Source organism: Paraburkholderia sp. EG304 (assembly GCF_046543485.1).
GTDB lineage: Bacteria > Pseudomonadota > Gammaproteobacteria > Burkholderiales > Burkholderiaceae > Paraburkholderia > Paraburkholderia youngii.
In genome coordinates, this window is record NZ_JBKGUA010000038.1 from 54,254 (window position 1) to 66,962 (window position 12,709).

General features: G+C 64.7%; 12 protein-coding genes and 2 pseudogenes. 7 read left to right on the forward strand and 7 right to left on the reverse strand.

Translation table 11 applies throughout. The features are described from left to right. Window positions 1-42: 42 nt before the first annotated feature. A pseudogene (locus ACLFKU_RS31725) lies at window positions 43-294 on the reverse strand (endopolygalacturonase); the annotation flags it as partial. A gap of 377 nt (window positions 295-671) precedes the next feature. On the opposite strand from ACLFKU_RS31725, the gene ACLFKU_RS31730 reads away from it, so the two are divergent. Then, window positions 672-2,393, forward strand: coding sequence for a ShlB/FhaC/HecB family hemolysin secretion/activation protein (locus tag ACLFKU_RS31730; protein ID WP_410851754.1), 1,722 nt, complete (start codon window positions 672-674; stop codon window positions 2,391-2,393). 49 nt (window positions 2,394-2,442) lie between these two features. Here ACLFKU_RS31730 and ACLFKU_RS31735 read toward each other — a convergent pair whose 3' ends face one another. The 3 genes from ACLFKU_RS31735 to ACLFKU_RS31745 all read right to left on the reverse strand — a co-directional run bounded on the left by ACLFKU_RS31735 (window position 2,443) and on the right by ACLFKU_RS31745 (window position 4,346). Continuing rightward, on the reverse strand, window positions 2,443-3,012 hold the full coding sequence (locus ACLFKU_RS31735; protein WP_410851745.1) for a hypothetical protein: 570 nt from the start codon (window positions 3,010-3,012) through the stop codon (window positions 2,443-2,445). Window positions 3,013-3,163: 151 nt separating this feature from the next. Then, window positions 3,164-3,613, reverse strand: a complete 450-nt coding sequence (locus ACLFKU_RS31740; RefSeq protein WP_410851746.1) for a CBS domain-containing protein — start codon at window positions 3,611-3,613, stop codon at window positions 3,164-3,166. 55 nt (window positions 3,614-3,668) lie between these two features. Beyond that, complete coding sequence (locus ACLFKU_RS31745) at window positions 3,669-4,346, reverse strand: phosphoribosyltransferase (RefSeq protein WP_410851747.1); 678 nt, start codon at window positions 4,344-4,346, stop codon at window positions 3,669-3,671. A 182-nt stretch (window positions 4,347-4,528) separates the two neighbouring features. On the opposite strand from ACLFKU_RS31745, the gene ACLFKU_RS31750 reads away from it, so the two are divergent. Together ACLFKU_RS31750 and ACLFKU_RS31755 are read left to right on the forward strand one after the other, a co-directional pair. Further along, window positions 4,529-5,050 carry a universal stress protein gene (locus ACLFKU_RS31750; protein WP_410851748.1) on the forward strand — a complete coding sequence of 174 codons (522 nt, stop codon included), beginning with the start codon at window positions 4,529-4,531 and terminating at the stop codon, window positions 5,048-5,050. Window positions 5,051-5,082: 32 nt separating this feature from the next. Then, on the forward strand, window positions 5,083-5,469 hold the full coding sequence (locus tag ACLFKU_RS31755; protein WP_368586437.1) for a hypothetical protein: 387 nt from the start codon (window positions 5,083-5,085) through the stop codon (window positions 5,467-5,469). Here ACLFKU_RS31755 and ACLFKU_RS31760 read toward each other — a convergent pair. Continuing rightward, window positions 5,433-6,122, reverse strand: a complete 690-nt coding sequence (locus ACLFKU_RS31760; protein ID WP_368586438.1) for a CBS domain-containing protein — start codon at window positions 6,120-6,122, stop codon at window positions 5,433-5,435. The two genes, ACLFKU_RS31755 and ACLFKU_RS31760, sit on opposite strands and share 37 nt — an antisense overlap. Window positions 6,123-6,434: 312 nt before the next feature. Then, window positions 6,435-7,415 carry an acetyltransferase gene (locus tag ACLFKU_RS31765; protein WP_410851749.1) on the reverse strand — a complete coding sequence of 327 codons (981 nt, stop codon included), beginning with the start codon at window positions 7,413-7,415 and terminating at the stop codon, window positions 6,435-6,437. A gap of 298 nt (window positions 7,416-7,713) precedes the next feature. Between ACLFKU_RS31765 and ACLFKU_RS31770 the strand changes: the two genes are divergently transcribed. The 3 genes from ACLFKU_RS31770 (at window position 7,714) to ACLFKU_RS31780 (ending at window position 11,383) form a co-directional block, all read left to right on the forward strand. After that, window positions 7,714-9,405 carry an AAA family ATPase gene (locus tag ACLFKU_RS31770; protein ID WP_410851750.1) on the forward strand — a complete coding sequence of 564 codons (1,692 nt, stop codon included), beginning with the start codon at window positions 7,714-7,716 and terminating at the stop codon, window positions 9,403-9,405. Window positions 9,406-9,621: 216 nt separating this feature from the next. Beyond that, window positions 9,622-10,269 (forward strand): response regulator, encoded by a 648-nt coding sequence (locus ACLFKU_RS31775; RefSeq protein WP_410851751.1) that lies wholly within the window; start codon window positions 9,622-9,624, stop codon window positions 10,267-10,269. Between the two features lie 82 nt (window positions 10,270-10,351). Next, window positions 10,352-11,383, forward strand: coding sequence for an Acg family FMN-binding oxidoreductase (locus ACLFKU_RS31780; protein WP_368586442.1), 1,032 nt, complete (start codon window positions 10,352-10,354; stop codon window positions 11,381-11,383). A gap of 41 nt (window positions 11,384-11,424) precedes the next feature. Here ACLFKU_RS31780 and ACLFKU_RS31785 read toward each other — a convergent pair whose 3' ends face one another. Continuing rightward, on the reverse strand, window positions 11,425-12,414 hold the full coding sequence (locus ACLFKU_RS31785; RefSeq protein ID WP_410851752.1) for a zinc-dependent alcohol dehydrogenase family protein: 990 nt from the start codon (window positions 12,412-12,414) through the stop codon (window positions 11,425-11,427). 168 nt (window positions 12,415-12,582) lie between these two features. On the opposite strand from ACLFKU_RS31785, the pseudogene ACLFKU_RS31790 reads away from it, so the two are divergent. After that, window positions 12,583-12,709 (forward strand): annotated as a pseudogene (locus ACLFKU_RS31790) (1,2-phenylacetyl-CoA epoxidase subunit A); the annotation flags it as partial.

Consider the following 12,709-nt stretch of genomic DNA (forward strand, 5'->3'; position numbering starts at 1 on the left):
CGACGCCAAAGAGCGGCGCCTCGCCGCTCTTTGGCGTCGCCTTTAGCGCGGATCCGACAGCGTCTGATTGAGCGTCTGCCCAGCGATGATCACGTTCTGCAACGTGATGTCGTGCCCGTTGTAGAGGTAGATCGGTCCCGGCGTGCTGGCGCTAGCAGGCCCCGCGGCAGCGGGCGTGCCGAAATCACAGTTGGAAATCGTCACTCCGGTGATTGCCGGGACGGTCGGCGCAGGCGCCGGACCGTTGTAGTCGAACGCGACTGGACCTTGTGCAACGATGGCCTGGAAACACGAATAGTTGCATGACAAGTCTGGAAGAGTAAGGACAAGATCAGCGGCAGTTACACATGGTGAATGCCCTTACTGAATGTCTCCTGCATACCCAAGACGCGGCAGGAAGTAGCTGGCGGCATTCAGAGGATTCGCGTCTTTTGGAATTTCGCGCCAGACGGTTCGACTAGAATGATTTCGACGCGCGGCTCCGCATTCGATGCACCACACCCGTCAACAGGTATCGCGATGAACAGCGGCAGGCTCGTATTACATGCGCGATGGCATCGCTTGCAGCGCGACGCGCGCGCCTCGTCGCCGCAGTCCGCTGTCACTGGGCGCAGCGCTTTGCAGCCAGACGATCGATGAAACCGCGATCCGCCGACTGCACTGCTGTCCTGATGATCGCGTCGTGCGTTGCGGCCATCATGCAGACCTCGCCCGCAGCGGCACAGGCATGGCGCGATGTCGCGCCTCAACCCGCCCCGCAGGCGCCGCGAAGCGCGCCGCCGCCCTCCTCCCCGGAAAGCCAGGCGGACTCCGCACGGATCGCAGTCGAGCGGCTTGCCGGGCTCGTCTTCGAACCGGCCGGTGAGCACGCGACGGCATCACCGACGCAGCAACAACGCATCGTCGCGCAAGGACTGCCCGTACTCGACGACGCGTTCCTGCAGAGCTTCGCCACGGACCTGGACAAGCCGCTGACTTTCGGCCGCCTCGCCGAAATTCGCCGCGCGGTGGTCGCGCGGTATCGGGCGGCGGGAAAGCCGCTCGTCGACGTCTACGTGCCGGAACAGGACGTCAGCTCGGGGGTCGTGCGTATCGCCGTTGCGGAATTCAAGCTCGGGCGGGTTCATGCCAGCGGCAACAGCTACTTTTCGAGCAGGCTTCTCGAACGTGAAATGCCGCTCGAACCCGGCGCGCCGATCCCGCAAGCGACGGTCTCGAAGGGACTCGCTGTGCTGAACGCGAATCCTTATCGACGGGTCGATGCTGTGTTTGCACCCGGTGAAGCAGCGGAGACGACCGACGTCGTGCTGCAAACCGAAGACCGTCTGCCGTTTCGGGTCAGCGCGGGTTACGACAATGAAGGCGTGCCGGACCTCGGCCGTGACCGGTTCTTTGCGGGCATCGGCTACGGCAACCTGTTCGGGCTCGATCAGCAGATCGCCTATCAATTCACGGCCAGCAACGATTTTTTCAGCGGCAATCCGGATATCGAAGGCCGCCCGAACCGCGCCCGCTTCACCGCGCACGCGCTGAACTACGCAGCGCCGCTGCCCTGGCTCGACACGATCGAGTTGTTCGGCGTGTACGCGCAGAGCACGCCCCGCCTGCCCGACACGTATGGGCAAACGGGCATTTCCGCGCAGCTTAGCTTCCGTTATGACTTGCGATTGCCGACCATCACGGACACGACCCAGCTCGTCCAGATCGGATACGACTTCAAGCGGAGCAACAACGATCTGGAATTCGGCGGCTCCCAGGTTTTCAACTCGAACACGCACATCCATCAGTTCGTGTTGGCTTACAACATCAGCAAACCGACCGAGGCGGGCACGGCGCATGCCGCGGCGACACTCGTCGCCAGTCCGGGTGGATGGGATGGCAGCAACCAGGACGCGGCATTCAACGCCGCGCGGCAGGGCGCGACGGCCCGCTACATCTATATGCAGTTGACTGCGTCGCGCGCCACCGCGCTTGGGGCGGGCTTCACACTGGTCACGAACGGAACGTTGCAGTGGACGCCGAACACGTTATTGCCGAGCGAGGAGATGGGGCTCGGCGGGGAGTCCAGTGTGCGAGGCTACGACCCGTACGTGACGCTCGGCGATCGCGGCTGGAACATCCAGACCGAGGTGCGCACGCCTGCGATCGCTCTCGGCGCGAGCAATGCAGTCGTGCAACCCTTTGTGTTTTTCGATGCCGGCCGCGTATGGACCACCATCGATCAGCCAGCGGAGAACAACCCCGGTCTGCTCGCGGGCGTCGGCGCGGGCGTGCGCTTCCAATGGTCGAGATTCGTCGATTTTCGCTGCACCTACGGCGCGCCATTACGCTCGGCGACGCCGAATGGTTCGAAGGCACCTATCGTGCTCTTGTACGTGTCGCTCGGAACATGAGCCATCGACACGTCATCTCCCGACAGTCGACGATGCCTGAGCGCTAGTCTCACTGCGCGCCCCGTTGCTCGTCGGCGCGGCCTTCGTCTAGCCGTTTCGCCCCTTCCACGCTTTCAATCGGATGACCCGCGGCGCCGAAGCCGCGCTCGATGTCCGTCGCGATGCCTCGGCCAGCCGGCGCGTCGAGTGCCGGCGGGCCGTCGTCCGGAAGCGACGGCGCCACGTCCGCGACGCCACGCGAAGCGCGCCGCTTAGCCGGCTTCGCATCGAACCACGCGACGTCGCGGCGCAAGCCGACCACGTAGGCACGCCAGCCCCGCGGATGGTCACTGAACAGGGACGCGCGCACGGATGCAGCCAGCCCGTCCCGGTCGAGCGGGTTGTCAAGCAACTGTTGCGGCCACAGGCAGAAGGCGTGAAGCGCACGGGTTCTGAACGCGTCCACGGGCATATCGGGGCGCAGCTGCGCGAGCAGCGGCTCGTCATCGAGAATCGGGTATCGCGCGATCAGCTCGCCAATGGTTGCCGCGCCCGGCGCCATATCGTCGAGCCGAACGATCAATTGCATCACGCGCCCCAGATGAAGCAGCAGCGCGCGCCTTTCGAGTGCGTCTTCCATGATTTGCGGTGCCTTCGATCAAGACAGTCGAATCGCATCCGGTCAATCGCGTCGTCCTGTTGGCCGCTGTCCGACCGGCGTTCCACTTACAAGCCTACGGCGCCTCGCCGCGCGGATGTTGATCCGGGTCAATGCGTGCATCGGGTCGGCGTCACGCGCGGTTCTTCTCTTCGATGTGGGGCTGGCGATCCGTCACCAGCGATAGCTCGGTCAGAAGTCCAGCCAGCGCCTCGAGCAGATCGTCGAGCGACACGATGCCGGTAAGCGCGCCAGCGCTGTCCACGACCGGCAGGCGCCGCACGCCGTTCAGACGCATGCGCGAGGCGGCAAGCCAGAGATCGTCCCCCTCGGCGACGAGCGCGGGCGGTGACGACATCACGTCGTTCACGAAGATCTTCTCGGGGTTGGCCTGCCTGGCCACGATCGCCAGCACGATGTCGCGATCGGTCAGCATCCCGACAGGCACGCTGTGTCCGCCGATCGTCTCCACCACCACGAGGTCGCCGACATGCTGTTCGCGCATCAGCTGCGCGGCCTCGAGAATCGTCGCTTGCCGTCGGCAGACGGTGACGTCCCGCGTACAAATGGTTCCTGAATTCACGATACATGCCCCAGGTTCGACACGGCCTGCCGCCGTGTATCCGTTCGCTGCACCGTCACCCGACTGAGTCCGAGCTCTGCTCGGGCTCCCAACCGCGCGCCGCAGCGAGACACGCGCGGACTTCTTCATCGGTCGTCTGGTCGAAATTCACATAGAACCCGCCGATCCCCATCAGCAGGTCCGGCTGCAATACGCTGACGAACGCGTCCGCGATTCCTTCGAATGACATCGCCGCATCGGATTGCGACACCGGGACCGCCACCACGATCCGGGCAGGATGTCTGCCACGGAGCGCCTCGATCGCCGCATGCATCGAGGCCCCCGTCGCGATGCCGTCGTCGACCACGATCACCGTCTTGCCCTGCACTGCCGCCGGGGGGCTGTCCCCACGGTACGCCACTTCCCTGCGCGCGAGTTCCGCCCTTTCGCGCGCGATCACAGCGGTCAATTGAGCGTCACTGATTTGCAGTTCGCGAAGTACCGACCTTTCCAGGTGAAGGGCGCCCCCGGAGGCGATGGCGCCCATCGCCAGTTCCTCGTCTTGAGGCGCGCCAAGCTTTCTGACGACGAGAACGTCGAGCTTCGCACGCAACTCCCGCGCGACTTCGAACGCGACCGGCACGCCGCCGCGCGGCAGGGCCAGCACGACCAGATCGCCGCGCCCCTGATAGTCGCGCAGCGCGTGGGCCAGCTGTCTGCCAGCGTCGGCGCGGTCGCGAAACCGGTTGCCCATCACTTTTCCTCCCTCGCCACGCCGGGGCGCGTTGCCTCGATCACTATGCCATCGATCGGCAGCATCAAGCGTACCTCGACGCAGGGCAATCAAAGCGCATTTCGATTGACGTAGGTCAGTAGTTGATCGGAACCCGTGGCTGATCATGAATACCGACAACACGCGAGACCCGGAGGCCGACGATGTTCTCCAACATTCTGGTCGCGGTGGACGGCAGCGAGAGCGCCGCCCAGGCGTTCGAGACAGCGCTGCAGTTCGCCTCTGATACCGGCGCGCGCTTGCATCCGTTGTTCGTCATCGATTTGCCGGTCATGCTTCCTGAAGTGCCGGGCATCAACGCGGCAGCCATGCGCGAGTCGCTCAGGCAGGACGGCGAACGGATCATGAAGCACTGCGTCGGGACCATGGCGCGGCACGGTGTGCAGGGCACGCCGGAAATCGATGATCTCGTGCGCCCCGAGGAGGACGTCGCCCGCCGCATCGAAGTCGCCGCGGCGAAGCTGCAGGCCGATGTCATCGTGATAGGCACGCACGGTCGACGCGGCCCCGGCTACGCACCGCTGGGTAGCGTGGCCGAACAGATACTGCGCAGCACCACACGCCCGGTGCTGGCAATTCCCGCGCGCCGAACCGCGCCAGTCTCCGAGGAGCAGACGGACGCCGCCGCCACGACACATTCAGGTATCGGGCAATCTCGGGGCTGACCACGTGCACTGCATGATCCGCAAAACAGACAATGGATGCCGTCATGAATGGAGAAGTTACCGAACTCCGTGATCATGCATTCGCCTGCGCCGCGGACACGACTGCGCGTAGCGACGCGCAATCGCCGGAGCTGTCCGCGGCGCTGCGCTACGAAGCCGCCACACGGGCCCGGGTCGCCATATCACATCGACGTCTGCTGCGGCAACGCGCGCTTGTGCATGGACTTGCCGTTGGCAGAGTCGATCAACCCATTGCGCGACACTGCCTGCAAGGACTGGAAGACTCTTTTTATGTATTGAGCCTGATCTGGGAGATGCGCCTTCACAAGCTCGACGCGCTGCTCGACAGCGAGGCCCAGTGGCGTGACCGAAGCGACCCTGTTCACATCGGCGTGAATGGGACCGGATACTCCAGATGATCCTTTACTTCTTTTACGCCTGGCGCGCGCGCGGCGGCGGCGAGGATCGCCTGGCGCTCTTCCTCGGAGCGTATCGGCCCCCAGCAATGAGCGACGCCATCCGTGACGATCAGGTCGTCGGCGTCCAGCGCCCAACGCTGTCCTTCGAGTTCCTTCAGGATCGCGGCGCGAATCTGCTCGTCCGACGGTTGCGAATCGAGCTGCGCGGGCGCGCAACTCGCGAGCGCGCGCACCAGATTGGCCCTGCTGACGATGCCGACGAGCTTGCCGTCGCGCAAGACGGGTAGACGCTTGATGTGCTTGCGCCCGAGCAGTTCGGCGACCGCCGTCAGCGGCGCGGATTCATCGACGGTGACGGCCGGGGCGCTCATCACGTCACGCACCCGAATCGAACGCTCCTTCAGATACTCGACCGCGAGTTGACGCGTAGGCGCGATGAACTGGGCGAGCCACGAGCGCCGCGGCGTTTCGGTGCCGGTTTCGACGCGCCGGAGCAGATCGCCCTCGCTGACGATGCCAATCACGCTGCCTTTGTCGTCGAGAACGGGCATGCCGCTGATCTTGCTGTCGGCCAGCAGCTTTGCCGCGTCGTAGACCGAGCTGTCCGGTGCGATCGACACGACCTGGGTCGTCATGATGTCCGAGGCTTGCATAGTGATCTCCGTATCGAGTGCCTTGCGCTGCCGCACATCGATGCAGGCAGGCACGAGGCGACGCAATGGACAGGCGCTGAAGGACGCGTCGCCGTGTTCCCTTCGGCACCCACTTCGAATCCGCTCGCCCGGCGTGTCGACCCGTCGTTGCAACGCGTCGATTCCGCCGTGCGATGCGCGTATCGCAAAGAACCGGCCACTGATGATCAGCCCCCGGTTCCAGTACAGCCCAATGATCGATGCGCAGCGGCCGGCAATCGTTGACCTGCATCAAGCCCGCCCCCGCTGACCAACCGACGATGCAGCAATCGGTTACCGGCCGCCCGCCCCCCGAGATTCGCCGCAAAACGCGATGCTGAACGCTGCCGCGAATTCGTCGAGCCGCCCGCGATCGAGCCCATCGATACCGGCGGCAGCGACCCTGCCGTTTCCGCCGAACTTTCTGCAAAGGACGTCGGCGCCTCGCGGGCAATCGAGCGGAGCCCGTACGCTGCCCGTGTATCGGCCATCGGCGCCGGCTGTCAGTACGGCGTGCGCTCGCGCCGGGTCGCGTCGCGCGACGAGATTCGCGAAATCGCCTCGCACGCGCCGCGCCCACGCCGCGTCGGGAAGAATGTGCAGCGTTGCATTGGCGAGCCGCCGGACTTCCACTTGTCCCAAGGCCAGTTCGAGGTCTTCCGTGCGCCGCGCCTGCAGTTCGGGCAACACACTGGTCGACGCAATGAATTCGAGCGGGTCCGCATAGGGTTGGATTGCGCGGTACATGTCGACGGGATCGATGGCAAGATCGGCGACGCTATCCCCGTACGCGTTGTAGTTGATCGCTTCGCCAAGTTCGCACAGTTTGCGCTCGTCGGACGGGTTCATCGCGCACGCAGCGGCGGCCCGGTGCGCTGCCGGATGCAGATTGTCGCCATAGGCCGCGACCACCGCCCAGCGCGTGTACCGGCCTTGCAGATGGCGGTCCACGAGCAGCGCCGTGCAGATATCCGGTGAGGTATCGATATGCGTCGTCAGCAATGCGTTTGCGGGTATCGGGCCCGAGAAATGATGATCGAAATAGTCGATCTTTACGCCAAGAGCCAGCAACGCGACGAGTGGAGCGCGGTTCGCATCGAGCGAAATATCCAGCACCGTCACGCTGTCGCCCGGCCGCGCGTTCGCGCGGTGCAGCAGCGTGACCTCGCGCTTGGCTCCGGTGATCAGAATGGTGTCGGCAGGCTCGGCGAGCCGCAACTGATGCAGCGCGCAAATGCCGTCGGCATCGCCATTGAAAATATCGAATCGCTTCATTCGCTACTCCACCCGCGCGTCGCTGCCACGATCGCACGCGGTTCGACCGGGGTCAAACGGTGCTCCCGCGCCACTTCATATGGAAGCGTACGCCGGTCTCGTGCGGTTGACCGCCTCGTCGATACAGATCAAGCCGGTTACCATACGCGATGACTTAAATGAGTAGACGATTTTGGCTCGCACGCAAGGCGCGCGCCGTCCGTCCCACTACGTGGAGGTCAACCGTGTCGAATCAGACGCTCGTGTTTCTCCTTGACACGCGGCCCGGCGCGCCGCTCGTCGCGACATGGAGCCTGGCATGAATTCGCCGCCGAGCCGCAAGCTTTCCGCACGCCGGGTTGATGCCACACTTCGCGGCATCCAGCATGCCGCCAACCGATTGCGCGCCGCGCGGCGCAGCCTGCGCGGACTCGACGCGATGCTGCGCAGGCCGGGCACCTACCGTCATCCGGCGGGCAGGATCGTCAGAATCGAAACGCATATATCCGTCGTGTATCTCGCCGGGCGCTTCGCGTACAAGATCATCAAAGCCGTCGCACCGGGCTTCGCGGACTTTACCTCCGCCTCGACACGCCAGCGCTGCTGCGAAGCCCAGCTCCGCCTGAACCGGCCGCTCGCGGGAGGCATCTACGCCGGCGTGATACCGATTGCGCGGCGTGCCGGCGTGCTGGCGCTCTGCGCCGGCGGCGTCGCTGTCGAGCACGTGGTCAAGATGCGCCGCTTCGACGAGGCGATGCTCTTTTCGAGCCTCGCGGCAAACGGAGCACTGACGCCGCGCGACATCGACGGCGCGGCGCAGCGGCTCGCCGACTATCACCTGAGCGCACCGCGCAACGCGCCCTCGTCGCGCTACGGCAGCGCGACGCTGGTGCGAACCCAGGTCGAAACCATCAACGCACCGCTGCTGGCCAATTGCAGCCATCCCGCGCTGCCCGGCATTGCCGCGTGGTGCGCGCGACAGCTCGACGAACTCGCGCCGCTGATCGAGCGGCGCCGCGCCGAGGGTTTCGTGCGCGGCTGCCATGGGGATCTGCATCTCGACAACGTGGTTCGCTGGCGCGGCGCCATCGCGATGTTCGACTGTATCGACTTCGACGAAGCGCTACGCTGGATCGACGTCGCGGCGGACGTCGCGTTTCTCGTGATGGACCTATGCGCGCGAGCCGAACCGCGTCTCGCCAATCGCCTGTTGAACCGTTGGTTGGAAACCTCGGGCGACTATGCGGCGCTGTCTCTGATGCCTTTGTACGTCGCCTATCGGGCGCTGGTGCGGGCGTGGGTCGCGTGCCTGAAAGCGGGACACGTGGCCGGCCGCAACGTCGCGGTCCCGCAACCGGCCCTGCGCTACCTCGAAGTGGCGCGGGCGCAAACAGAGAAGCCGCGACCCGTTCTGCTGCTGTGTCATGGCTTTTCCGGTTCGGGGAAATCGGTCGCGAGCCGGGCTCTCGCGGACCTGTGCGGCGCGGTACGCGTGTCGAGCGATGCCGAACGCAAGCGCATGCGGCCAGTATCCAACGCGCAAATGACGCTCGGCGCCGAGCACTACACGCAAGCTGCGCGTCGCGCGATCTACGATCATCTGCTGGGACTCGCGCACGGCGTGCTGCAAAGCGGTCACAGCGTGATCGTCGACGCGACCTTTCTCGAATCGAGTCTGCGCGGCACGTTTTTCGCACTCGCCGAACGGCTTGGCGTACCGGCCCGCATTCTCGACTTTCGCGCCGATCCAGCGGTGCTCGCGCAACGCATCGAAGCGCGCCGGCGTGGTCCGCGCGATCTGTCCGACGCGGACACCGCCACGCTCACCCGTCAACTCGCGAGCGCCGACCCACTGACGCCGGCGGAACAGGCGCTGACCTTATCGTTCGACACCGCTGTACCGATGGCAGCGTTCGACTCGCCCGCGTTCTGGCGACCGGTGATCGAGTTGATGCAGCCGAATACGCGAACCGTCGCGGCTGCGGCGCGTATTACGGATGCCGCGTGTTAGCCGGGCAATCGGTCAGTGGATAGCGGATCGTGAACGAGCCGCCGATCGCGAAACCACTGGAGCCAACGGCCCGAAAAGCCGACTAAAATCGACTTGCGTGCGCGAACACGCGTCGATGCCCGGCGATTCCATGCGCATCGATACAGCGCAAAGGCGTGTACTTCGCGATTGCTTCAGGTTTTCCTGCCAATGGATACAACCGGAAGAGATCACCCGATGATCAAGGTGTTGCTGGCCGACGACCACACGCTCGTGCGCGACGGACTGCGCCATATCCTGCAGCAAGCGAACGGTTTCGAGGTAGCCGGAGAAGCGTGCGACAGCGCGACGACGATCGCGCTGATTCGCGCGACCCAGGCACACGTGCTCGTGCTCGACCTGTCGATGCCGGGGCGCAACGGCATTGAACTGATCAAGCAGATCAAGGAGGAAAACCCCGATTTGCGGATTCTGGTGCTGACGATGCACGCCGAGCAGCAATACGCGGTACGCGCGTTCAAGGCGGGTGCATCGGGCTATCTGACCAAGGAAAGCGCAAGCGCGGAACTGGTCGGCGCGGTGACGAAAGTCGCGTCGGGGGGCGTCTATGTGAGCCTCGCGATGGCCGAACGCTTCGCGCAGAATCTGAACGAGCCGGCCGACACGCTGCCGCATCAGCGGTTGTCCGACCGCGAGTTCGACGTGTTCCGGCGCCTCGTCGAAGGCCAGAGCATCACCGAAATCGCCCATGAACTCTGCGTCAGCGTGAAAACGATCAGCACGCACAAGACGCGCATCCTCGAAAAAATGCAGATGCCGAACGAGAACGGGCTGGTTCGCTATGCGATCCGCCATAAGCTGTTCGACGACGAGAACGATTTGTAGTGCTTCCCTGCCACGGCGCCCGGTGACACGATAACGACACGAACCGCGTGCTTGCGGCCCTGATCCGACAGGAGACTTCGAGATGAGCGATGCCGCGCAACATGATGCCTGGGAAATCGGTGAACCGCACTTCCCCGCCTCCACGCCAGTGGAACAGCAATTGCGCTTTGCGCTGCACTATGCGGTACTCGCGCCGTCGAATCACAACACGCAACCGTGGCGGTTCATCGTCGACGGCGAGACCGTACAGATCTGCGCCGACCGCATGCGCGCGCTTCCCGTGGTCGATCCTTTCGATCGCGAACTTCTGATGAGCTGCGGCGCGGCTTTGTTCAATCTTCGCGTGGCGCTGTGCCGTCTCGGTCTCGCTTATGCGATCACACTGTTTCCAGCGGAAGCGGATCCGGACATCTTGGCGCTCGTGCGCGTCTCGCGCGACGGGCCTCGCGACCCGCACCTGCATGAGCTTTTCGACGCGCTGACCGAGCGCGTGACGACACGTGCGCCGTTCGTCGATAACCCCGTTCCCGCCGCACTGCAACGCAAGCTAAGCGACGCCTGCGACGACGAGGGCGCGCTCGCCTGCTGCGTGGAGCAGAAAACCGCGCGCGAGGCGCTCGCGCAACTGATCGCCGATGCGGATCGAGCGCAGTTCGCCGACCCGCGTTTCAGGCGCGAGCTCGCCAGCTGGATTCACCCGCGGCGGCGCGACGATGGCATGCCCGCTTACGGTACCGCTGTGGGCGCGCTGCTCGATTTCGCGGCGCCGCTCGTCAGCATGGCCGTCCGGGTGTTCGATGCGGGTGCGGGACAGCCGGCCACGCACGAGCACCTCGTGGATGGCTCGCCGCTGATGGTCGGCATCGCGACGATGCGTGACGACCGCGAGGCATGGCTCGCAGCGGGACAGGCGCTCGAACGGATGTTGCTGGTCGCGGCATCGGCGGGATTGACCGCTTCCTACCTGAACCAGCCGATCGAAGTGGACGCGCTGCGCGAGCGGCTGCGCACGCTGTTGCGCACGGACGCGTTTCCGCAGCTGCTGCTTCGCGTCGGGCGCGGCCCGCGCGTACGTCATGCGCCGAGGCGGCCGCTCGCCGATGTGGTCTCCTGAAACGCAAGGGAAGCCTGCTCAGCGCAATGCCAGGCCTTCGGCTATACCGTTACCACGATCTTGCCGAACTGCCCGTTGGTTTCGAGGTAGCGGTGCGCGTCGACGATCTCGTCGAACGCAAAGGTGCGATCGATGACCGGCTTCAGCGCGCCGCTTTCGAGGCCTTTGAGCACGAACTCCACCGCGGCCTTGCGGCGCGTCGGGTCGCCACTCGTCAACCAGATGTTGTGCGCCTTCACGGAATTCATCCTGGCGATCATCTGCAGCACCGGCAGCGTCGTGGCACGTTCGTCGAGCGCGCCGTACAGATACGCGATCCCCTGGAAGGACAACGCCTCGATCAGTTTCGCGAAGTTCGGGCCGCCGACCGGATCGAAAGCGACGCGAGCCCCCTTCCCGTCCGTGATCCGCATGATCTCTTCGACAAGGTCCGACTCGTCCGTCACGATCACGTGGGCGGCGCCCGCGTCGAGCAACTGCTGCCTCTTGGCGGCATGGCGCGTGACCGCGATCGACGTCGCGCCCGCGTAATTCGCAAGCTGGATCGCCGCCAGGCCAACGCTGCTCGAAGCGGCCGGCACGACGACATGGTCGCCCGCGCCCACCTTCGCATCTTCGATCAGCGCGCCATATGCGGTCACGAACATCATCCACACCGATGCGGCCTCGGCGAAGGAAAGCGACTTCGGATGCCTGACAACCGCATGCTCCGGCACGATGATGACTTCGCCGTAGGTGAAGTACTGATTCATCGAGAACGACGGGATCACGCTGACCGCGTCTCCGGGTGCGAAATCGACGACGCCCTCGCCCACCGCGTCGACGATGCCGGCCGCCTCGTACCCGAGCCCGGCCGGAAAGCGCACGGACTCGATGTACCGGTCGGTGCGCCACATCGCTTCCGCGCGATTCAGACCGATCGCCTTCACGTTGATGCGAACTTCACCGCGGCCTGGGCCGCGGACCGATTCTTCGACGAATCGAAGCACTTCGGGCGCACCGGCCTCGGAAAACCTGACAGTCCGTGACATCACTACCTCCTGGATGGATTGAGGGTAGAGCAATCTCGCCCGCGTGCACAAAGATGCCGAGGGTATCCCCGATCCTATGCCACTTGGCGACCGAAAGTAAAATTCAATTGACCGACCGGTCGGTTAATTTATACTGCGTCACATTGCCACTTTTTCTGGATGGTGCAGATGTACACCCAATCCCTCGATATCCCCGGCAACGTCGCCCCGCTGGACGCGGATGCGAATTCGCCCGAACAGGCGCGCTTCGACGCGGTCATGGCAGCCGACGGCAAGATCGAGCCGCAGGACTGGA

Coding starts and splice junctions, on each gene's coding strand:
- ACLFKU_RS31785 (WP_410851752.1), bottom strand. CDS start 12,414: ATGTCACGGACTGTCAGGTTTTCCGAGGCCGGTGCGCCCGAAGTGCTT.
- ACLFKU_RS31735 (WP_410851745.1), bottom strand. CDS start 3,012: ATGGAAGACGCACTCGAAAGGCGCGCGCTGCTGCTTCATCTGGGGCGC.
- ACLFKU_RS31770 (WP_410851750.1), top strand. CDS start 7,714: ATGAATTCGCCGCCGAGCCGCAAGCTTTCCGCACGCCGGGTTGATGCC.
- ACLFKU_RS31750 (WP_410851748.1), top strand. CDS start 4,529: ATGTTCTCCAACATTCTGGTCGCGGTGGACGGCAGCGAGAGCGCCGCC.
- ACLFKU_RS31780 (WP_368586442.1), top strand. CDS start 10,352: ATGAGCGATGCCGCGCAACATGATGCCTGGGAAATCGGTGAACCGCAC.
- ACLFKU_RS31755 (WP_368586437.1), top strand. CDS start 5,083: ATGGATGCCGTCATGAATGGAGAAGTTACCGAACTCCGTGATCATGCA.
- ACLFKU_RS31775 (WP_410851751.1), top strand. CDS start 9,622: ATGATCAAGGTGTTGCTGGCCGACGACCACACGCTCGTGCGCGACGGA.
- ACLFKU_RS31765 (WP_410851749.1), bottom strand. CDS start 7,415: ATGAAGCGATTCGATATTTTCAATGGCGATGCCGACGGCATTTGCGCG.
- ACLFKU_RS31760 (WP_368586438.1), bottom strand. CDS start 6,122: ATGCAAGCCTCGGACATCATGACGACCCAGGTCGTGTCGATCGCACCG.
- ACLFKU_RS31745 (WP_410851747.1), bottom strand. CDS start 4,346: ATGGGCAACCGGTTTCGCGACCGCGCCGACGCTGGCAGACAGCTGGCC.
- ACLFKU_RS31730 (WP_410851754.1), top strand. CDS start 672: ATGATCGCGTCGTGCGTTGCGGCCATCATGCAGACCTCGCCCGCAGCG.